Source organism: Ruegeria sp. CDSC042, assembly GCF_059610745.1.
This window is the reverse complement of record NZ_JBXWOF010000001.1, coordinates 381,205-401,506: the sequence shown is the minus strand read 5'-3', so window position 1 is coordinate 401,506 and position 20,302 is coordinate 381,205. Positions and strand designations below refer to the sequence as shown.

At 57.3% G+C, this 20,302-nt stretch carries 18 protein-coding genes; 8 read left to right on the top strand and 10 right to left on the bottom strand.

The window, feature by feature from the left end; translation table 11 throughout:
• Positions 1-15: 15 nt before the first annotated feature.
• Positions 16-543, bottom strand: a complete 528-nt coding sequence (locus AC2FHX_RS02020) for a component of SufBCD complex (protein ID WP_496700457.1) — start codon at positions 541-543, stop codon at positions 16-18.
• A gap of 119 nt (positions 544-662) precedes the next feature.
• Here AC2FHX_RS02020 and hemB point away from each other — a divergent pair, with 119 nt between their 5' ends.
• The 4 genes from hemB (at position 663) to AC2FHX_RS02000 (ending at position 5,513) form a co-directional block, all read left to right on the top strand.
• A complete protein-coding gene (hemB, locus tag AC2FHX_RS02015; RefSeq protein ID WP_496700458.1) occupies positions 663-1,661 on the top strand; it encodes a porphobilinogen synthase in 999 nt (332 codons plus the stop codon).
• A 141-nt stretch (positions 1,662-1,802) separates the two neighbouring features.
• The gene (locus tag AC2FHX_RS02010) at positions 1,803-2,378 is read left to right on the top strand and encodes a lipid-binding SYLF domain-containing protein (protein WP_142633534.1); all 576 of its coding nucleotides are present in this window, start codon (positions 1,803-1,805) and stop codon (positions 2,376-2,378) included.
• Between the two features lie 173 nt (positions 2,379-2,551).
• A complete protein-coding gene (locus AC2FHX_RS02005) occupies positions 2,552-5,014 on the top strand; it encodes a penicillin acylase family protein (protein WP_496700459.1) in 2,463 nt (820 codons plus the stop codon).
• 106 nt (positions 5,015-5,120) lie between these two features.
• On the top strand, positions 5,121-5,513 hold the full coding sequence (locus AC2FHX_RS02000) for an SgcJ/EcaC family oxidoreductase (RefSeq protein ID WP_496691158.1): 393 nt from the start codon (positions 5,121-5,123) through the stop codon (positions 5,511-5,513).
• Between the two features lie 52 nt (positions 5,514-5,565).
• Here the strand turns inward: AC2FHX_RS02000 and hflX are convergent, their stop codons facing one another.
• The 4 genes from hflX to trkA all read right to left on the bottom strand — a co-directional run bounded on the left by hflX (position 5,566) and on the right by trkA (position 10,117).
• Positions 5,566-6,837 (bottom strand): GTPase HflX, encoded by a 1,272-nt coding sequence (gene hflX, locus AC2FHX_RS01995; protein WP_496691157.1) that lies wholly within the window; start codon positions 6,835-6,837, stop codon positions 5,566-5,568.
• Positions 6,837-7,076, bottom strand: coding sequence for an RNA chaperone Hfq (hfq, locus tag AC2FHX_RS01990; protein ID WP_010440340.1), 240 nt, complete (start codon positions 7,074-7,076; stop codon positions 6,837-6,839). Before hfq ends, hflX begins: the two co-directional genes overlap by 1 nt.
• A gap of 126 nt (positions 7,077-7,202) precedes the next feature.
• The gene (locus AC2FHX_RS01985; RefSeq protein WP_142633526.1) at positions 7,203-8,741 is read right to left on the bottom strand and encodes a TrkH family potassium uptake protein; all 1,539 of its coding nucleotides are present in this window, start codon (positions 8,739-8,741) and stop codon (positions 7,203-7,205) included.
• Positions 8,741-10,117: a Trk system potassium transporter TrkA gene (trkA, locus tag AC2FHX_RS01980; RefSeq protein ID WP_142633524.1), complete on the bottom strand. Its 1,377-nt coding sequence runs from the start codon at positions 10,115-10,117 to the stop codon at positions 8,741-8,743. Before trkA ends, AC2FHX_RS01985 begins: the two co-directional genes overlap by 1 nt.
• Positions 10,118-10,309: 192 nt before the next feature.
• Here trkA and AC2FHX_RS01975 point away from each other — a divergent pair, with 192 nt between their 5' ends.
• Positions 10,310-10,693 carry a hypothetical protein gene (locus tag AC2FHX_RS01975; RefSeq protein WP_282027378.1) on the top strand — a complete coding sequence of 128 codons (384 nt, stop codon included), beginning with the start codon at positions 10,310-10,312 and terminating at the stop codon, positions 10,691-10,693.
• A gap of 11 nt (positions 10,694-10,704) precedes the next feature.
• Here AC2FHX_RS01975 and ntrX read toward each other — a convergent pair whose 3' ends face one another.
• The 5 genes from ntrX to dusB form a co-directional block, all read right to left on the bottom strand.
• Entirely contained in the window at positions 10,705-12,114 is a 1,410-nt protein-coding gene (gene ntrX, locus AC2FHX_RS01970) for a nitrogen assimilation response regulator NtrX (protein WP_496675862.1), read from the bottom strand.
• A complete protein-coding gene (locus tag AC2FHX_RS01965) occupies positions 12,111-14,399 on the bottom strand; it encodes a sensor histidine kinase NtrY-like (RefSeq protein WP_281972011.1) in 2,289 nt (762 codons plus the stop codon). The genes ntrX and AC2FHX_RS01965 overlap by 4 nt, the downstream gene beginning before the upstream one ends.
• 99 nt (positions 14,400-14,498) lie before the next feature.
• Complete coding sequence (locus tag AC2FHX_RS01960; protein ID WP_282021919.1) at positions 14,499-15,866, bottom strand: response regulator; 1,368 nt, start codon at positions 15,864-15,866, stop codon at positions 14,499-14,501.
• A gap of 42 nt (positions 15,867-15,908) precedes the next feature.
• On the bottom strand, positions 15,909-16,976 hold the full coding sequence (locus AC2FHX_RS01955) for a two-component system sensor histidine kinase NtrB (RefSeq protein WP_496700460.1): 1,068 nt from the start codon (positions 16,974-16,976) through the stop codon (positions 15,909-15,911).
• Positions 16,973-17,956 carry a tRNA dihydrouridine synthase DusB gene (gene dusB, locus AC2FHX_RS01950; RefSeq protein ID WP_496700461.1) on the bottom strand — a complete coding sequence of 328 codons (984 nt, stop codon included), beginning with the start codon at positions 17,954-17,956 and terminating at the stop codon, positions 16,973-16,975. Before dusB ends, AC2FHX_RS01955 begins: the two co-directional genes overlap by 4 nt.
• Before the next feature lie 184 nt (positions 17,957-18,140).
• Here dusB and AC2FHX_RS01945 point away from each other — a divergent pair, with 184 nt between their 5' ends.
• From AC2FHX_RS01945 to AC2FHX_RS01935, 3 genes are read left to right on the top strand one after another with little or no spacing between them, the layout of a single operon-like run.
• Complete coding sequence (locus AC2FHX_RS01945) at positions 18,141-19,271, top strand: bifunctional 2-C-methyl-D-erythritol 4-phosphate cytidylyltransferase/2-C-methyl-D-erythritol 2,4-cyclodiphosphate synthase (protein ID WP_496695624.1); 1,131 nt, start codon at positions 18,141-18,143, stop codon at positions 19,269-19,271.
• Entirely contained in the window at positions 19,268-19,765 is a 498-nt protein-coding gene (locus AC2FHX_RS01940; RefSeq protein WP_496700462.1) for a phosphatidylglycerophosphatase A family protein, read from the top strand. The genes AC2FHX_RS01945 and AC2FHX_RS01940 overlap by 4 nt, the downstream gene beginning before the upstream one ends.
• Positions 19,762-20,241, top strand: a complete 480-nt coding sequence (locus AC2FHX_RS01935) for a CinA family protein (protein ID WP_496695626.1) — start codon at positions 19,762-19,764, stop codon at positions 20,239-20,241. The genes AC2FHX_RS01940 and AC2FHX_RS01935 overlap by 4 nt, the downstream gene beginning before the upstream one ends.
• The last annotated feature ends 61 nt before the right edge of the window (positions 20,242-20,302 follow it).

Below are 20,302 nucleotides of genomic sequence, written 5' to 3'. Positions count from 1 at the left end.
CAAGCCTTTCTGATTTTACCAACCCGGGACGCCGATGGAAAAATTCTGGTACATGCCCCAAAGCGAAGTGATCAAGATCGAAATCATACCAACTATCTGGGTATAGATCCGGCAGCGCGTAAGAATCTTGGAAATATACTCCAGACTGGGTGTTTCCCGGCGCAGTTTCCGTGCGGCTGATACATTGATCAGCACGACAAGACAAACCGGAAACAGCAACAAAAACACGGCCTGCGCGAATTCGACACCGTAATAGAACCCCAAAGTGGCGAGACCCGTGAACAGAAAACAACTAAACGCTAATATCGCGAGGCCGGATACATCCAATATATAGAGCAATCGGTTTCCGTTAATGCGGACGATATCCATCAAATCCTGTTCCGATTGCCCGCCTACCCGCCGTGCGCGCACAACAAGGTCATACGGCACGCCCATGGCCCAGTGGCTGGCCGATGACCACAACACCGCAAGCCCGATCCAATACCAGAGATTCGAAAAGCTGCGCATGTCGATGAGTTCAAAAATCGAAGAGTATAAGTCCACGCGTCAGCCCTTAATTTCCGTCTTCAGGGACCTTCTTCGCAAAGACGCGTCCATCGTTACCCTTGAGACTACACGGAATTCATGCCACCCAATGCTGGAATTTACAAGGAGAGCGCGTCATGAAACCGACCATTGCCCCCTATCCTCTGGCCCGTTTTCGTCGAACACGCCAATCACAGGCGGTGCGGGCGCTGGTCCGCGAGAATACACTGACCACCGATGATCTGATCTGGCCGGTTTTCGTCCGAGACGGCGAAGGTATTGAAGAGCCTGTCCCCTCGATGCCTGGTGTCATGCGCCGCTCGGTCGATCTGATCGCACAGGCTGCGGTCGAAGCGCAGGCCCTGGGTATCCCGGCAATCTGCATCTTTCCCTACACCGACGTATCCCTAAAGACCGAAGATTGCGCCGAAGCGTGGAACCCCGATAACCTGTCCAACCGAGCCATTCGCGCCATCAAGAAAGCCGCACCCAATATCGCGGTGATGACGGACGTGGCGCTGGACCCATACAATATCAACGGCCACGACGGTTATGTGGTCGATGGTGAGATCATAAACGATCAAACGATCGAGGCGCTGGTAAAGATGACGCTGGCGCAAGCAGATGCGGGCGCCGACATCATCGGACCGTCAGATATGATGGATGGCCGGATCGGTGAAATGCGGCGCGCCCTGGAAGGCGCAGACCATCACAACGTGATGATCCTCAGCTATGCGGCCAAATATGCGAGTGCGTTCTACGGACCGTTCCGAGATGCAGTGGGCGCCTCGGGCGCGCTGACGGGGGACAAAAAGACCTATCAGATGGACCCCGGAAACTCGGACGAGGCGCTGCGCATGATCGAGCGTGACCTGACCGAAGGCGCAGACATGGTCATGATCAAACCCGGCATGCCCTATTTGGACATCTGCCGCCGGGTCAAGGACACGTTCGGTGCGCCAACCTATGCCTATCAAGTCTCGGGCGAATACGCGATGATACAAGCCGCGACTCAGAACGGCTGGATCGACGGAGAGAAGGTCATGCTCGAAAGTCTGCTGGCGTTCAAACGCGCGGGATGCGACGGGATCCTGACCTATTTCGCGCCTCAGGCCGCCCGGATCCTGCAGGGCTAATCCCCCGCGTTTCCGCGATTTTTCGCCGACTATCTTTGGTCACCCGGCAGCTTTCCCGTGACACGAGGCGACAATCGGCGTATTCTTGCGGACAAGATCGGGAGCACCCGACAATCAGGCATTTATACAGAGATAAAAAACATGAGCAGTTCCAAACCTACTCGATTAAGCCGTCGTGGCTTTGCTTTTGGCATGGCCGGTCTGTCAGTGACCGCCGCTTGCGGCAATGGCGTCGGCAGTTCCAACGCAGCGACGATTGACGCCCGTGTGGATGCGACATTGAACCAGATGTACGCCACCTACCCCAACACGCTCGAAATCGCGAACAAGGCCAACGGCATGCTGGTCATGCCTCTGATAACCGATGCCGGACTAATCGTCTTTGGCGGTGCCTACGGCACAGGCGCGCTACGCATTCAGGGCGCGACAGTTGATTACTATTCCGCAATTTCGGGAACCGCCGGCCTGCAAATCGGTGCCCAGCAATATGCGCATGTCCTGTTCTTCATGACACAGGATGCGTTGAACGATTTCCGCCGTTCCAGCGGATGGACCGCCGGGGCCGAAGTCGGCTACGTGGTCGATGCGACGGGCGACTCTCTGTCGACCGACACCACCACCCTGCGTTCGCCGGTTCTGGCGGCGGTCTTCGGACAGGCAGGGCTAAAGTTCGGCGCGACGGTCGAAGGCACGAAATACACCCGCATCATTCCCTGATACCGGACTACCCTCCCCCTTCAAGACACCCCGCTTTCGGCATCAGGCCTGAGGCGGGGTTTTTCATTCAAACCGCGGTAAACACGCATGTTCTCATGCGGTTCCTCTTTCGATCCGTCCAGCCATCCTCTAGTGTCTGCACAATCATAGAGTGAACGGAAATGTGACCGCTTATGGGAATTGTCTTTCGCTGGCTAGTGCGTATCGCCTCGGGTCTTGTTCTGCTGACATTGGCGGCTGTGTTGCTGGTGTATTTTCTGGCCAGCCAGTCCCTGCCGGACTACGATCAGACCGTTAAAGTTGATGGCCTGACTGCGCCGGTTGAGGTTGTCAGGGATACAGCGAATGTTCCCCATATTCTGGGCGCATCAGACCCGGATGTCTTCTTTGGGCTTGGCTATGCCCATGCACAGGATCGCCTCTGGCAGATGACCGTTCTGCGCCGGACAGCGCAGGGACGATTGTCCGAAGTCTTTGGCGCTCGCACTGTTCATATCGACAAGCTGTTGCGGCGGTTTGATCTGTACGGGCTTGCACACCGGTCGGTACAAGCCCAGGACGACTATACCAAAGAGGCCCTGCGCGCTTATGCTGCCGGGGTGAATGCACGACTGGCCGAGATTAACGAAAACGCATTGGGCCGTGGTGCGCCAGAGATGTTTTTGTTCAACGCGCCTGTATCGCCCTGGCAACCGGGCGACAGCCTGGCGGTCATCAAACTCATGAGCCTGCAACTTTCTGGCCATCTTGAGGATGAAGTGCTGCGCGCGCGCACATCGCTTATGCTGGATGACCAGGCCCGACTGGCGGATATTCTGCCTGATGTTCCCGGGCCGGGAATCGCCGCTCTGCCCGAATACGCCGCCCTGTTTCCCAACCTGCCCAGATATGCGGCCGGATCGTCGATGCCGGACACGCCCATCTCGCCCTTTCCAAAGCGCGGATTGGCCGGAGCATCGAACGCATGGTCTGCGGCGCCAACAAGATCGGCCAGCGGCGGGACGCTTTTGGCCAATGACCCGCATCTGGGTTTCACAGCGCCGGGTATCTGGTATCTGGCCCGTCTGGAACTGGCCAAAGGCGGCGTGATCGGCGCCACGATCCCGGGCATTCCGGCGGTGATGACTGGACGCAGTGATCGACTGGGCTGGGGGCTGACCTCATCCTATCTGGATGATCAGGACATCCATATCGAGCAGCTGAACCCGGAAAACCCCGAGGAATACCTGACCCCCGACGGATACAAGACCTTTCGCAACCGCCCCTCGATCATCGAGATCAAAGACGAAGCCCCCATCACCCTGACCCTGCGCTGGACCGAGAACGGACCGGTTCTGCCGGGCACCCATTACGATCTTGGGACGATCACGCCGCCGGGTCATGTCGCCTCGCTGTCCTGGACGGCCCTGAGCGCACGGGACACTTCCATGTCAGCCTCAATGGCGCTGATGAATGCGGACACTGTCCGACAAGCAATCACCGCAGCCGAGCTGTTCATGGCGCCATCTCAGAACCTGTCATTGGTCGACAAGGACACGATCGGCATGAAGCTGATCGGTGCAATGCCGCACCGTGCCGCAAAGAACCAAAGCCGGGGGCGTATTCCGACGCCTGGCTGGCTGGCCGAAAACCGGTGGCAAGGCCGCCTGCCCTATGCTGACAACCCCGAATTCGTCGCACCTGCGGGCGGCATTCTGGGCAACACAAACAACAAGATCATCGACCGGCCATTTCCTGAACATGTCTCATATGAATGGGGGGATACGCAGCGCATCCATCGCTGGGAACGGCTAATGCAATCGCGCGAGGTACACACGCGCGACAGCTTTATCGAGGCACAGCTGGACACTGTCAGCTTTACCGCCCGCTCTCTGCTGCCGCTGATCGGGGCTGATCTGTGGTACACCGGCGCCTCTGCCCCCGAAGGCACCCAGGAACGCCAGCGCCAGATCGCGCTGAACCTGCTGGCCGAGTGGAATGGCGAGATGAATGAACACCTGCCAGAACCCCTGATCTATGCTGCTTGGGTTCGGGCGCTGCAAATCCGGTTGATCGCAGATGAGCTTGGCCCCCTGGCGGCTGAATACAAACATGTCGAACCACTGTTCATCGAACGTGTCTATCGCGACATCGACGGAGCTTCGGCCTGGTGTAATGTGCGTCAGAGCGCGCCGACAGAGACCTGCACCGATATGGCGCGCATGGCACTGGACGATGCGCTGATCTGGATTTCCGAAAAATACGGAGGATCACTGGAATCTCTACGCTGGGGTGACGCGCATCAGGCGACGCATGACCACCCGGTTCTGGGATCGGTTCCGGTGCTGCGATTCTTTGTGAATATCCGACAGTCCACCAGTGGTGGCGACAACACCCTGTTGCGTGGCAGAACATCGGGCGAAGGCCCTGATCCGTTTCAGAACGTGCACGGTGCAGGCTATCGCGGCGTATATGATTTTGCGGATCCCGACAGCTCGGTGTTTATCACGGCTACGGGCCAGTCGGGTCACTTCCTTTCACGCTACTATGACGATCAGGCCCAGCTTTGGCGTCGGGGTGAATACATCCCGATGTCCCTGGACCTTGACCTGGCACATGCAGCCGCCGTCGGAGTGACCACCCTTATCCCCCGCTAAGTTCCGTGCTTCGGCAAGACCTCGCCCGTTTATTTTCCATCGCGTGGACGCTGAATGGCGTTTGGCATACGATCCAAAGGCCTAGGATTTGTGTGCGGGGGACCAAATGGCCAGTATCCGGGATAAGCTGAACAATCTCGCGCGGGATTATGCGATCGCCTGGAGCTCGGGCGACCCCGAGGCCGTTGCCAGTTTCTATGCGCCCGATGGACAGATCACGATCAACCGTGGAGAACCGATCATAGGCCGCGCCGCGGTGGCTGAAATGGCGCGCGGGTTTTACACTGATTTCCCCGATCTTGAGGTCCGCTGCGACATGTTTCGCTGGGCGGGAAGCCACGCAATATTTGTCTGGACACTTGAAGGGCACCATTCCAAAACCGGCAATCACGTCGTGACGCGGGGCTGGGAAGAATGGGAAATGACCGACACCAACCAGGTCCAGAACTCTTTGGGTTGGTTCGATGCCGAGGATTTTCAGCGCCAGATTGACGGCTGATCACGGACCACTTTGTTCGATGGGTATAGGAAAGTTCTTCCCCAGTCAGGGTTCAAAGCGCTGCGTATTGCGAGGCCTGTTTTTCTGTCCACAGCACGTCGATCACAAAGCCATCTTCGGTCTGCTTTTCGGACTGCACGACCTCCTGGCGGAACAACCACGCGCGCTTGTTGCCTTCGGCAAATCCCAGTTCCAGCGTTACCTCAGAACGTACGCCCTGCAGCGTGACGGCAATTTCCGCCAAAAGCGGGGCGATCCCTTCGCCGGTGACGGCTGAAATCGCGAAAATCCCCTGATCCCGCTCTGCCCGCGCCATCGCGGCTTCGCGCTCATCCGGGGACAGCAGGTCGATCTTGTTCCAGACCTCAATCCGGGGCCGCGTATCGTCAATACCCAGTGAAGTCAGGATAGTTTCGACATCCTTCGCCTGCGCCTCAGATTCATCGTGGCTGATATCGCGCACATGAACCACGATATCAGCGCCCAACACTTCCTCCAGCGTGGCCCGGAATGAGGCGACCAATTCGGTGGGCAGGTTCGAAATGAACCCCACCGTGTCCGACAGGATCACTTCGGGACCGTCAGGCAGTTCGACCCGACGCATGGTAGGGTCAAGCGTGGCGAACAACATGTCCTTGGCCATGACATCAGCCCCGGTCAGGCGGTTGAACAGGGTTGATTTGCCCGCGTTGGTATAGCCTACCAACGCCACAATCGGATATGGCACCTTGGCCCGCGCCGCGCGATGCAGCGTGCGGGTCTTGACCACCTTCTGCAACTGACGACGCAAGCGCACCAGTTGTTCATCAATGGCCCGACGGTCAGCTTCGATCTGGGTCTCACCCGGGCCACCCACAAAGCCCAATCCGCCCCGCTGCCGTTCCAGGTGGGTCCAGGCACGCACCAGCCGGGTCCGCTGGTAACTCAGCGCGGCCATTTCCACCTGCAAAACGCCCTCACGGGTGCGCGCACGGTCGCTGAAGATTTCGAGGATCAGCCCGGTCCGGTCGAGGATCTTGACCTTCCACGCCTTTTCAAGATTGCGTTGCTGAACGGGCGTAACCGATCCGTCGATCAAAACCAGCTCGACTTCGTTCTCGTGCAACCGTTCGGCCAGTTCCTCGATCTTGCCGCTACCGAACAGAAAACCGGCCTGCGCCCGAGGTAAGCGCACAACTTCGGATCCGATCACATCAAGGTCGGGCAATGCAGCGGCCAGCGCCACCGCTTCTGCCAGCGCCGGTCCTGGAACGCGGCGCTGTTCATCTGATTTGATTTCCGGATGCAGCACCCACGCTCGGGTGCGCACCCTTTCATGTTCCATCAAGAGGCGTCTTCGCCCTCATACAGGCTGATCGGCTGCGATGGCATGATGGTCGAAATCGCGTGTTTGTAGACCAGCTGCGACTGTCCGTCGCGGCGCAACAATACGCAGAAGTTGTCGAACCAGGTGATCACACCCTGCAATTTCACACCGTTGATCAGGAAAATTGTGACCGGGACTTTTGCTTTCCGTACATTATTCAGGAACGCGTCCTGCAGATTCTGTCTGTCCGAAGCCATATTCTTATAATCTCGCCATTGTTCTTGCTACGCGCTGCGGACCAACGCGCTCCCTCCGGCGGAGTATGGAGTGTCGTTAACCGATATTCCAGATGAAAAATCAGTCACTAGCATGGTTATTGTTTCTTAACCCCTCAATAGAGCGGGTGTGATCAAGGCAATAATCGCCAGCGTTTCCAATCTGCCGATCACCATAGCGGCACACATGGTCAGCTTGGCACCGCCCGAAAGGTCGATCAATCGGATAGGAACATCGGTTGCCAATTCGATCAACGGCCCTGTCGTGCTCAGCGCTGCAACGCTAAGCACCATAGCGTGTTCGAACCCCGTACCCATGGCAGCAAGCAACACATTGAACACAGCAGCTGTCAGGGCAAACATCATGAAAAATATCCAAGCGATAAAGGCCCCATCGCTTTGGATGCGGCGGTTTCCGCCACCTACTCCGCTGACCGAAGACGGATAAATCAAACGGTCAATTTCGCGCGCGCCGTTAAGGTACAGAGCAAAAACCCGCAACAGCTTTACCCCGCCCGCCGTTGTTGCAACTCCACCGCCGATCAGCGCAAGCCCCATCAGGATCAATCCCGGGGTGCCCAGACCGGAAATTTGCTGGGCATCATCCCAGTTCGCACTTTCGAACCCCGCGGTTGTCAGAAATGACAAGACCGTAAAAATCATGCCCCAAATTACGCTCAACGCCTGAAGAGGTTCCATCTGGCCGCCAATTTCGCTGACGCCGGCAAGAACCCTGAAGAAAAGCAGCGCCGCTACGCCTGCAACGATCATGAGCCCGATCCGGAACTCGGGGTCCTTATCCAGCCGCGAATATCCTGAGGTAGCTGTGTCCGAGGAAAAGGTAAGCCGCGACAAAGCGAAGAACAGGAACAGAAACAGGATGGCCTCACCGGTTACGCCGGCCTGCGCTCCCTCAAGCCCACCAACCGGTGAGATACCCGATGTGGCCATGGTCGACATCGCATGACAGATGGCGGTCAGGCCCTGCTCTCCTGCGATCACGAGCAACAGCCAAATGACAGCGGTCAGCCCGACATAAACCGGCGTCAAAGTCAGCGTGACGCGGATAAGACGCCCGCGCGGGTCTACCATCTCGCTTTGCGCCACGCCTGAAACCGGGCGACCGGGTTGACCACGGGCTGTCACCTCGAACCCGCCCAGCGACAACGGCGCGAGGATCGCGGCCGCTGAAATCCACATCAAAAGCCCGCCCATCCATCCGACCTGAGCCCGCCAAAGGTGTAACGGCGCCGACAACCGGTCTGGATCAGGAAACAAATCAGCCCCGGTAGTGGTCAATGCGCTGACCATGTCGAAATAGGCGTTCAGAAAGCTCGTATTACCCAACGCATCATGCAGAGGGATCGCAAGAAACAAGGGCAATACGGTGAAACAGCCTAACAAGACCGCCAACTGGCCCAATGTCCCTCGGCGCGGCATTCTGTTGGATGTTGCCAGCGAGATGATCCCGACCACGAACAACCCCAGCAACCCGGAATAGAAGAACGACCGGGACGTTTCGTGATCATCCAGCACCAGCGCAAATATGGCAGGCATCCACATAGCGGCGGCAAAAATACCCCAGAGCAGAAGAAACAGCGGCAATCGCCGAATGAGGCTAACCTGTTTTTTCCGTGCATGCGCCATCAGAAGAAATCGATCGAGACCTGCATCAGCCGTTCCACCTCGGGCACGTCTTTGGCTAAGGCAAAAATCGCCACCACATCCTTTTCTTCAATCCTGAGACTACCGGTGGGGCGCAACATCTCATCGCCCTTACGCACTGCGCCAACCAGCACACCTTCGGGGAAATCAATGTCGCGCAGCCTCTGCCCGGCCATGGGCGAGGTTGAAAGTACTTCGGCCTCGATCACTTCGGCCTCGGCATCGCCGATGGAATAAACCTGCCGCACGCGTCCGTGCCGAATATGGCGCAGAATCGAACTGACGGTGGTGGCGCGGGGGTTGATATAGGCGTCGATACCCAGCGGCCCCATCAGGGCAACCATGCTGGGATCATTGATCAGTGCAATCGCCAGAGCACAGCCTTCGGCCTTGGCACGCACGGCAACCAGCATATTTACACGGTCATCATCCGTGACGGCCAACATTGCATCCGCGCGTTCGATGCCAGCTTCGCGCAGCAGCGCCGCGTCCAGACCATCACCGTGAAGGACAATCGTTCGCTCAAGCGCTTCGGCTGCCACTTCCGCACAGTGGCGGTCTCGTTCAATTATCTTGGCACGCACGCGGCTTTCACGTTCTTCCAATGTCCGAGCAACTTCAAGACCAACATTGCCGCCGCCGACAATCACCACCCGGTCCTGCCGTTTTTGCGCCTTGCCGAAAACCTCCATCGTCCGGTCGACGTCTTTGACATTGCTAAAGACATAGCATTCGTCGCCGACAAACAGCTGGTCCTCGGATTCCGGGGCAAACAGCGTACCCTCGCGCCGGACACCCACCACGATAGAGCTGAGCGTCGAAAACAGATCGGTCAGTTGCCGCAATGGCGTGTTCACGATCGGGCAATCCTCGGCGATGCGAATGCCAAGCAACTGCGCTTTGCCATCCATGAACATCTCGGTGTCAAAGGCGGATGGGGCAGACAACCGGCGCATCGCCGCTGCGGCAACCTCGCGCTCGGGGCTGATCACCACATCAATTGGCAGGTGATCGCGGCGATACAGATCCGAATGAATCGCCTCGAGATAGGATTTCGACCGAAGCCGGGCGATTTTGCGCTGAATGGAGAAAACCGAATGTGCCATCTGACAGGTGACCATGTTCACCTCGTCCGAATGGGTGGCAGCAATAATCATATCCGCATCGCGCGCGCCTGCTCGGTTCAGAACATCCGGATAGCTTGCAAATCCCGCAATCCCCTGAACATCCAAGGTTTCGGTCGCCCGTCGCACCAGATCAGGATTGTTGTCAACCACAGTAACGTCGTTCAACTCGCCCGAAAGATGCCGTGCAATCTGCCAGCCAACCTGACCCGCACCGCAAATGATGACCTTCATGCTATTGGCCCTTCTGCCTGAAATCTTTGAATGACAGATGCCCCCCAGACGGTCAATTAGTTTGTAACACAAGCAAAGCTGAGGCAAGGTAAGCGTATGAAAACAATAGCTCTCACGATTTCTTTGACTCTGTTGCTAACTGCGTGTGGGCCGCTTTCCCTGTATTATCAAGAGGGCGAGACAGTTTCGCAAATGCAGTCTGAAACGACTGGATGTCAGGTTCAGTCCCTCAAAGACGCCCCCGTGGCCAATCAGGTGCGACAAGGGGCACCAACCTATTGGCCAGGTCGCACCTACTGCGATGGTCGGGGAAGGTGTCATCGCACCGGAGGCTGGTGGCAGCCCGGTCAGATCTATACGGTCGATGTGAACAAAGGGCTGCGCAACAAGCTGGAAGCACAATGCATGGCGCAGAAAGGCTATCGCCCGGTCAGCCTTCCGCCTTGCAAGCAGGGCGTAAAGTCGCGTGTTGCTGCGGTCCCAACAACACAGCTGCCACCGCTCAGCACAGATTCATGTTTCGTCAAATTCGACAACGGAACGTTTCAGATCATTACCCCAGGTCAGGCAGGGTAAAGGCCGGCGGATCACTCCGCCGGTTCAGCCTCGTCCAGTTGCGCGATCCGCGCCCCCGATTTGTTCGAGGTCACTACGCCCAGAGATTTCAACTTACGATGAAGCGCGCTGCGTTCCATGCCGACAAAGCTGGCGGTGCGGCTGATATTGCCCCCGAACCGGTTGATCTGGGTCAGCAGATATTCACGCTCGAACGCCTCGCGAGCTTCGCGCAACGGCAAGGTCGCCAATGCCCCGGACAGAACGACGCGACCTGATTCATCGGCTTTTTCTTCTTCGTTTGGCAGCTCACGCGCTTCGATCGGGCCCGTACCGTCACCCAGAATGAGCACCCGTTCGATCAGGTTCTTAAGCTGACGCACATTGCCCGGCCAGGTCATGGTCTGCAGCAACGCGACAGCTTCGTCTGAAATCTCGCGCACCGGCAGGCCCTGGGATTCATTGCACATTTCAATAAAAAACTCGGCAAGAACCGGAATATCCTCGCGCCGATCTTCTAGCGAAGGAACCGAAATAGGCACAACATTCAGACGATGGTAAAGCTCTTCCCGAAAACGATCAGCGGCGATTTCTGCATCAAGGTCACGATTGGTCGAAGAGATCACCCGCAGGTCGACCCGAACCTTGTCGGTACCTCCAACCCGTTGAAACTGTTGATCAACCAGAACCCGCAGGATTTTTGACTGGGTTCCCATGGGCATATCTGCCACTTCATCAAAGTAGACAACGCCACCATGGGCCTCTTCCAACAGGCCTGCCTCAACCCCGCGTTCGGTGGTTTCTCGGCCGAACAGAACCTCTTCAACGCGCTCCGGTTCGATCCCGGCGCAGTTCACGGTCACGAAGGGCGCATTTGCCCGGTTCGATTCTGCATGGATATAGCGCGCGGCGATTTCCTTGCCTGAACCGGCAGGGCCTGTCAGCATCACGCGCCCGTTGGACTTAGTTACCTTGTCCAGTTGGCTCTGCATTGCCCGGAACGAGGCCGATTTGCCGATCATATCCGAGCTTGTGACCTCTTTCCGCTTTAGCGAGGCGTTTTCGCGGCGCAGGCGCGAGGTTTCCATCGCGCGGCGGATCACAACCATCAGCTGGTCGATGTTAAAGGGCTTTTCGATAAAATCATACGCCCCCTGCTTGATCGCAGCGACAGCGATTTCGATATTCCCGTGGCCCGAAATGATCACCACCGGAATGTCTGGGTTGTCGCGCTTTACAGTCTTCAGAATATCAATCCCGTCCATCCGGCTGTCTTTCAGCCAGATATCCAGGATCAAAAGCCCCGGGGGTTCGGAATTGATGGCTGCCATACACTCGTCCGAGTTGCCAGCCAGCCGGGTGGAATAGCCTTCGTCCTCGAGAATATCGGACACAAGCTCGCGAATATCACGCTCGTCATCTACAATCAGAATGTCGCTCATCTTTGGCCTGCTTTCAGTTTGTTTGTATCAATTGCCTGCTTTTTCGGCGCTGAATTTGAGGAAATATTGCTCCCGGGCAAACGGATCACGGCCATTGCGCCAAAATGGTCCTGTCCGTCAAATACGGGGGCGTCCTCAAGTGTCAGCACCCCGCCATGTTCTTCGATAATCTTTTTGACGATCGGCAGCCCCAACCCGGTGCCCTCGTCGCGTGTGGTCACGTAAGGCTCAAACAGCCGCGCACGATCTTCCGGCAAGCCGATACCGTTGTCGGCAATGGTAATTACTGTGCCCGCATCGTCGCCGATCACAGTAACCTTGATCTGAGGCTTGAGGTTCTCAGGTGCCCCTTTTTGTTTCAGCGTTTCAATCGCTTCGCCTGCATTCTTGATCAGGTTGGTCAGCGCCTGATTCAGCATTGTTGCGTCTACATCACCTGAAATCGGCTGATCTGGAAGCATCGCTTCGATTTCGACATCCGGCTGACCGGCTTGCTGCAACAGAACAGCCTCGCGCACCAACCCCACCAGATTTTCTTCGTGCCGATCCGGTTCCGGCATGCGCGCAAACTTTGAGAATTCATCCACGATCCGCCGCAGGTCATTCGTCTGGCGAACGATCACATCGGTCATGGATACAAGGATATCGCAATCATCCTCATCCAGTTTGGACGAAAACTTTCGTTTGATCCGCTCGGCGCTCAGCTGGATCGGGGTCAAGGGGTTCTTGATCTCATGCGCGATGCGGCGCGCCACATCACCCCAGGCTGCCATTCGTTGTGCACTGACCAGATCGGTCACGTCGTCAAAGGCAACCACATATCCTTCAAGCCCGCCATCTTCGCCGCGGCGGATCGCCATGCGGACCAACAGGTTTTCCAAATGGCCTTTTCGCGTGACTTTGATTTCACCCTGCACAGCCTCTTGCCCGCTGTCCTTGAGGCTTTCGAACAAAGGCATGAATTCGGGCACCGCAATGCCAATGGCAAGATGTTCCTCTCCACGGGACCAATCCAACAGGCGTTCAGCGGATCGATTCACAAACGTCACGCAACCATCGGGGTCGACACCAACAACACCGGATGTGACCGAGGTCAGAACCGAGTCGAACAGCCGACGCCGGCGTTCGATCTGCCGTGTGTTCTCCAAAAGAGTATCGCGCTGCCCTTTCAACTGTCGGGTCATCTGATTGAAATAACGGCCCAGCATCGCAATTTCGTCATCGGTGGCTTCTTCGATAACCTGAACGCCCAGATCGCCTGCCCCGACACGCTGCGCAGCGGTGGTCAGGCGTCCAACCGGGCGCGAGAGACGCTCGGCGAACCACATTCCCAGCGACACTGCGGCCAGGATCAGGATCACGGCAAAACCCAGATAAAGCAGGCCGAATTCAAACAATACCCGTCCGCGTTCACTTTCAAGCTGTTGATAGAACTGAACTGTTTCCTTGGTATCGTCCAGCAGCGTCAGCAACTGCCCGTCCACTTCCCGGCTGACATAGAGATACCGATCAAGATAAGCCTTCAAAGGCACAAGCGCCCTGAATTCACTGTTTTGCCAATCGGCAATGATCAGCAATTCATTCTCAGTCGCTTGGGCCATCTGTTCAGAGGTCGGCTTTTCGAAGTTGAACAGATAAGAGCGATCCCCCCGGGATCGGATTTCACCATTTCCATCAATGACATAGGCCTCACGCAGACCGCGCTGGATTTGCGCCTGCCCTTGCGCCAGAACCTCTCGCAGTTCAGCATCGGAAATATAGAAATCACGCGTCCGGGCATTGTCCAGAAAAAGCGCCAATACGACGGCGTCCTGAGTCAGGCCCTCTCGGTGTTCCTGTTCATAAGCTTCCGCAGCAGTAAGCGAGGATCCGACAACCTGCCTTACGCGGTCGGAAAACCAGCCCTCAAGACCAATATTCACCGTCAGACCGGCAAAGATTGCAACCGTGACTGTCGGCACCAGAGCCAACAGCGTGAAAGCTCCGATCAGTCGCAGGTGCAAACGGGACCCCGCGGATTTGGCCCGGCGTGCTGCAATCAGGTTGCCTACCTGACCCAGAACCAGCGCCGCAACCACGAGAACATAGACCAGATCCGCAAGCAGGATCAGGCGCAATGAGGGCGCGGTTGCCCCCAGATCGAATGGACCAATGACCAGATAGGTGGTCAAAGCCAGCACCGGGCCCAGCAAAACCAGACCCAAAGTTCCAAAATTGCGCAGCCTTCGGGATTTTCGCCACCGATTGACTGATAAAATCAGCCCGCTCTGTGCTCGGGTTGCCACCGTCTGCCCTCATCCTGATGTGCCGCTTGCGCGACTTACCGCCATATGTCGTGGTCGTTGCCCGGTCGAAACCCGGATGCCACGCTTTGTGTGGCGATATTACATCAGTTTGCGCCGCCGTGTCACCTGAATATCGAGCTCTGTTATCTTTTTGCGCAGCGTATTCCGGTTAATCCCTAGAAGATCAGCACATTTTGCCTGATTTCCCCCGGTCGCATCCAGGGCCAGTTCAATCAAAGGCGCCTCAACCTCACGCAAAATACGCTGATACAGACCCGGAGGTGGCAACATATTTCCATGTAGATCGAAATAGCGGCGCAGGTGGCGTTCGACCGAAGCCGAGAGCTTTTCGCGTTCTCCATTGCCCAGCACCGGCTCGGCTTCGGGTTGGCTGCCCAGCACCGACTCGACCTCGGTTTTGGAGATTTCATCGGCGCGGCTGGTCAGGCTCAAACGACGGACCGCATTTTCAAGCTGCCGTACATTTCCGGGCCAGGAATAGCGCCGTACCAGCTCGACCGCATCCGGACTGAACCAGCGTTTCGCGCCATGTTCGCGTTCTTCACGCGCCAGAAAATGATCGGCAAGCAAGGTGATATCATCGACCCTTTCGCGAAGGGCCGGAACATGCACTGTCGCACCGCAAAGGCGATAATACAGGTCTTGCCGGACGCGCCCGTTCTCCATGGCTTCGGTCAGGTCCGATTGGCTCGTAGCCATGAACCGAGGAACATGATCGCCTGGAGTGTCCATCATCCGAACGAGACGCGCCTGTAGTTCGTCATCAATATCCGCGATCTCGTCGATAAGCAGCGTACCGCCCCGCACCCGTGCCATGACGCGCGCCGGGCCTTCAAGATCCAGCAGGTCGGCGGCAGTGGCCGTTACAAATGGCAGCGTCCTGCGATCGGAAAAATCATGTATCGCTTTGGCGATCAACGACTTGCCCGTTCCACTCTCGCCCGAAATCATGACCGACAGATCGGTATTCATCACCCGCGCCACCAAGCGATACAGCGCCTGCATCACTGGTGTCCGCCCCACCAGAGGCAGCTCTTCCGGACGCTCTTGGGACGTGTTACCGGCATCTGACGGCGTGCGCTGTTTCTGTTCCAGCGCGCGCGCGGTACGCTTCATCAAATCCGGCAGGTCGAAGGGTTTCGGCAGATAGTCATAAGCTTCCGCCTCGGCTGCCTGGATGGCCGTCATGATCGTGTTTTGCGCCGAAATCACGATGACCGGTAATCCCGGTCGGTCCTGTGCGATTTTTGGCAACATCTCGAGCCCATTGCCATCCGGCATAACTACATCGGATATGACCACGTCGCCTTTGCCCTCGGCCACCCAACGCATCAAAGTGGTCAACGACGAGGTTGCATGCACCTTACACCCAGCGCGTGTCAGGGCCTGTGTCAGAACGGTCCGAATTGTGCGGTCGTCATCTGCAACCAGTACTGTTCCATCCATCAGGTGCTTTCCTTATTCTTGCTCTTTCCGGCGATTTATTGACTATTTCGCGTCACGCGGCGCGCGCCTCAGAGAGATGCGAAATTCCGTTCGTCCCGGAACCGACTCGGCCGAAATCCAGCCGTCGTGGTCCGAAATGATCTTGCTGACCAGCGCCAGCCCCAGGCCGGTGCCGTTTTCCTTGCCCGACACAAACGGGTCGAATATCTCGCCCCGAATCTTCTCCGGCAGACCGGGGCCGTCATCGGTCACTTCGATTTGCAGTGGCAGAGAATGACCTGACCCGTCGCTGCGTCGCAGGCGGAAAGAATGTTCAAAATACGTCCTTAAACGTATGGTTCCCCCTTTAGGGTCAGCGGCTTCCGAGGCATTCTTTAACAAATTCAAGATGACCTGCAGAAACTGATCCGGGTCGCCATAAGCAAGTGGCAACGACGGGTCGTAATCCTCGATGATCGTCATATGGGCACCGAAACCCAACAGGGCCGACCGCCGTGCCCGATCCAGCACGTCATGTATGTTGACCGGTTTGAAATCGGGCTCAGAGAGATTTCCGAATTGTTCAACCTGCTCCAACAGTTTTACGATACGGCGACTCTCTTCGACAATAAGATCTGTTAATTCAAGATCTTGCTGCGAGATATTCATGCTGAGAAGCTGCGCCGCGCCGGTAATTCCTGCCAGAGGGTTCTTAATTTCATGCGCAAGCATCTCGGCCATGCCGATCGCCGATTGCGCAGCAGATTTCACTGTGTTTCCACGGGTCATACGCCCAGCAAGTTCACGCGGCGTGATGATCATGATCATTGACCCCGGGTGTCCGACAAGCGGCGCGATCTGAAGCGCACATTGCAACGGAGCACGGTTGCCTGACCCTACATCCACATCGTTTACAAATAGTGGCGTACCGTGCTGACGCGCTCTCAGAAACGCTTCTTCTAATGGAGCGTCCACGGCAATCTGATCCCAGACGGGATGCCCGATCACGGATTTGCGTGAGGCATTCAGGAACCCTTCACCGGCGGAGTTTATGTCTGCGATCCGGTCATCTGCATCTATGACAAAGGCAGGAACGGGCAGCGAGGTCCAGATGCTGTGATCCGAGGTCATGCCGCCACCTCTGCATCACTGCCAAGCGCAACACTCAGCAGGTGCATCACCTCATCCGTGTTGCGCGATGTCAGCACCGCCCGGCGCAACGGGGCCGGTGTTCCAGCCTCATCCATATACCAGCCGAGATGCTTGCGAGCGACGCGCAGGCCCAGATCCAAACCATAAAACCCCAGCATGGCCTGATAATGGGCACGAACCATGTCGATCAGATCACTACCAGCGGGAATGATTGGCGCCTCTGCCCCGTATAACTCATGCCCCATCTGCGCCAGGAGCCACGGTTTACCCTGCGCCCCACGCCCAACCATGACCCCATCGGCGGCGGACTGATCCAGCGCTATGCGTGCAGCGCCAGAATCAACAATGTCACCATTCGCAATCACCGGAATCGAGACCGCTTCTTTGACCGCCCGGATTGCGCTCCAATCGGCATGCCCTTTGTAGAACTGGCAACGTGTGCGACCGTGGATCGTTACCATTTGTATTCCCGCATCCTGCGCCCGCCTTGCCACATCGGGCGCGTTCAGCAATTTGTCATCCCATCCCAGCCGGGTTTTCAGCGTCACGGGCACGTCCACGGCGCTGACAACGGCGTCGATCAATGTCAGCGCGTGGTCAGGCGTCTTCAGTAGGGCCGAGCCCGAATATCCATTTGTCACCTTCTTAGCCGGGCAGCCCATATTGATATCAATCACGCGCGCACCCCGATCAGCGACCTGGCGGGCCGCCTCGGCCATCCAATACGCCTCGCGTCCGGCAAGCTGGACAGCAGTGTTTTCCACATCCGCAGACAGCTCGGCCCGTTCGCGCACACCGGGTTTGGCCTGCACCATTTCCTGGCTAGCCACCATTTCGCTGACCACCATACCGGCACCAAAGCGCGTCACCAGATCGCGAAACGGACGATCAGTGATTCCGGCCATGGGCGCCAGTAGTACGGGCGGGTTCAAATCTTTGTCGGCAAGTCGCAGAGTCAACGTGCTTAATCCTTGAGCAGTTGCAGCTTTGATATCGAATTGAGTGCATATGAACAACAAAACCGCCATGAACAAGCATGCAAAATCATCGTTTGCCTATTTTTTAAGCAGATGAAACCGAGTGATTGCCTCTGCTTTCACCGCACCCTAAACATTGCCCTTAACTTGTCGGAGAGCACGACACATGACGACTGCAGCTATCATTGTCGCCGCAGGACGCGGTCAACGCGCCGGAGGCGGCACGCCAAAACAGTGGCGCCATCTGGCAGGTCGTCGGGTGGCCGACTGGACCATCGACCGATTCCGCGGGCAAGTCGATCACATCGTCCTTGTGCTTTCGAAAGAGGATGCCCCCGCCTGGGAAGAATTTAAAAGCGCCGATCTGATCCTCGCGGAAGGCGGGTCAGACAGAGCAGGATCAGTGCGCAGCGGGTTGTCGGCGTTGAACGGTATGAATGTGACCCGCGTCTTGATCCACGATGTCGCACGTCCTTGTGTCAGCACCGAGATCATTGATGCCGTTCTGGCCGCTCTGGACAATTTCCCCGGTGCCGCACCTGGCCTTGCGGTGACGGACGCCTTGTGGACAGCAAGCGACACTATGGTCACTGGCACGCAGGATCGATCCGGGTTGCATGCAGCGCAAACCCCGCAGGGATTTCACTATGACGCAATCGTCGCTGCCCACACCGCGCATCCCGGAGGTTCAGCGGATGACGTGGAAGTCGCGCGCGCCGCCGGGCTGGACGTCTGCATCGTGCCGGGCGATACGGACAACCTGAAAATCACCCGACCCGAGGATTTTGCCAGGGCGGAACGCATATTGGGAACGGATATGGATGTAAGGCTGGGGAACGGCTACGACGTGCATCGTTTTGGTGACGGGGATCACGTAATCCTGTGCGGTATCAAAGTTCCGCATAACCGATCGCTTCAGGGGCATTCTGATGCGGATGTCGGTATGCACGCAGTCACCGATGCGATTTACGGAGCATTGGCACAAGGGGATATCGGACAGCACTTTCCGCCCTCAGATCCCCAATGGAAAGGCGCGGCAAGCGAAATTTTCCTGCGCCACGCGGTCGAGTTGGCCGGGCAGATGGGATATCGTATCTCGAATGTCGACTGCACGCTGGTCTGCGAATACCCCAAGGTCGGGCCTCACGCCGCGGCCATGCGGGCAGAGATGGCGAAGATCATGGAATTGCGCCAGGATCAGATTTCGGTCAAGGCCACAACCTCCGAGCGTTTGGGTTTTACCGGGCGTGGTGAAGGAATTGCTTCTATTGCAACAGCTTGTTTGGTGAAATCATGACCGTTGCACAACTGATTGGCACTGTTTGTGGCGTCGGATATCTGCGACCCGCCCCCGGCACCTGGGGGTCTTTGGTTGCCCTGCCCTTGGTATGGGTTCTGCATACTCTGGGCGGCTTCCCCTTACTGGCGGTCGCGACAGTCGCGGTGTTTTTCGGCGGTCTGTGGGCCACGCGGGTGATGACCGCCGGGCAAGAAGACCACGACCCTTCCGAGATTGTGATTGACGAGGTCGCAGGTCAGTTCCTCGCGCTTTGGGCGATATCCTATCCCAGTTGGGCCCACGGGATCGACATTACGGCGCTGTGGCCAGGCTGGGTAACTGGGTTTGTACTGTTCCGCCTGTTCGACATCCTGAAACCTGGCCCCGTGGGTTGGGCCGACCGGCGCGGTGATCCGATGGGCGTTATGCTGGACGATGTGATTGCCGGGGTATTCGCTGCCATAGGCATCGTGTTGGCCGCCGGGTTCAGCCACGGAGTTCTGGGGTTGTGACCGTTTCCGACCTGCTAGAAAGCGCCAAAGCGAAAGGGGTGATGATCACCACCGCCGAAAGCTGCACTGGCGGGATGGTCGCTGCGGCTCTGACCGACATCCCCGGCAGCTCTGCGGTCGTTGAGCGCGGTTTTGTGACCTACACAAATACTGCCAAACAGCAAATGTTGGGTGTCCGCAAGGAATCATTGGATGCCCATGGCGCGGTTTCTGAACAGGTCGCGCGCGAAATGGCCGAGGGTGCCTTGCGGAATTCACAGGCGCATCTGGCAGTGTCGGTTACCGGCATTGCAGGCCCGGGCGGGTCCGAGTTTAAACCCGAAGGCCGGGTATGTTTTGGTGTGGCCGGTGACGGCATCCCACCCATGACAGAAACCGTCGAATTCGGCGCATTGGGCCGCGATCGGGTGCGCCGCGCTGCGCGGGATCACGCGCTGGCACTGCTGTCAAAGGCACTTTTCAGCACTGCCCAATAATCGGGCATGCTCGACAATTTGACGCCCAATTAATCAACTCTTCAAAAAAGGCCCCTGAAAT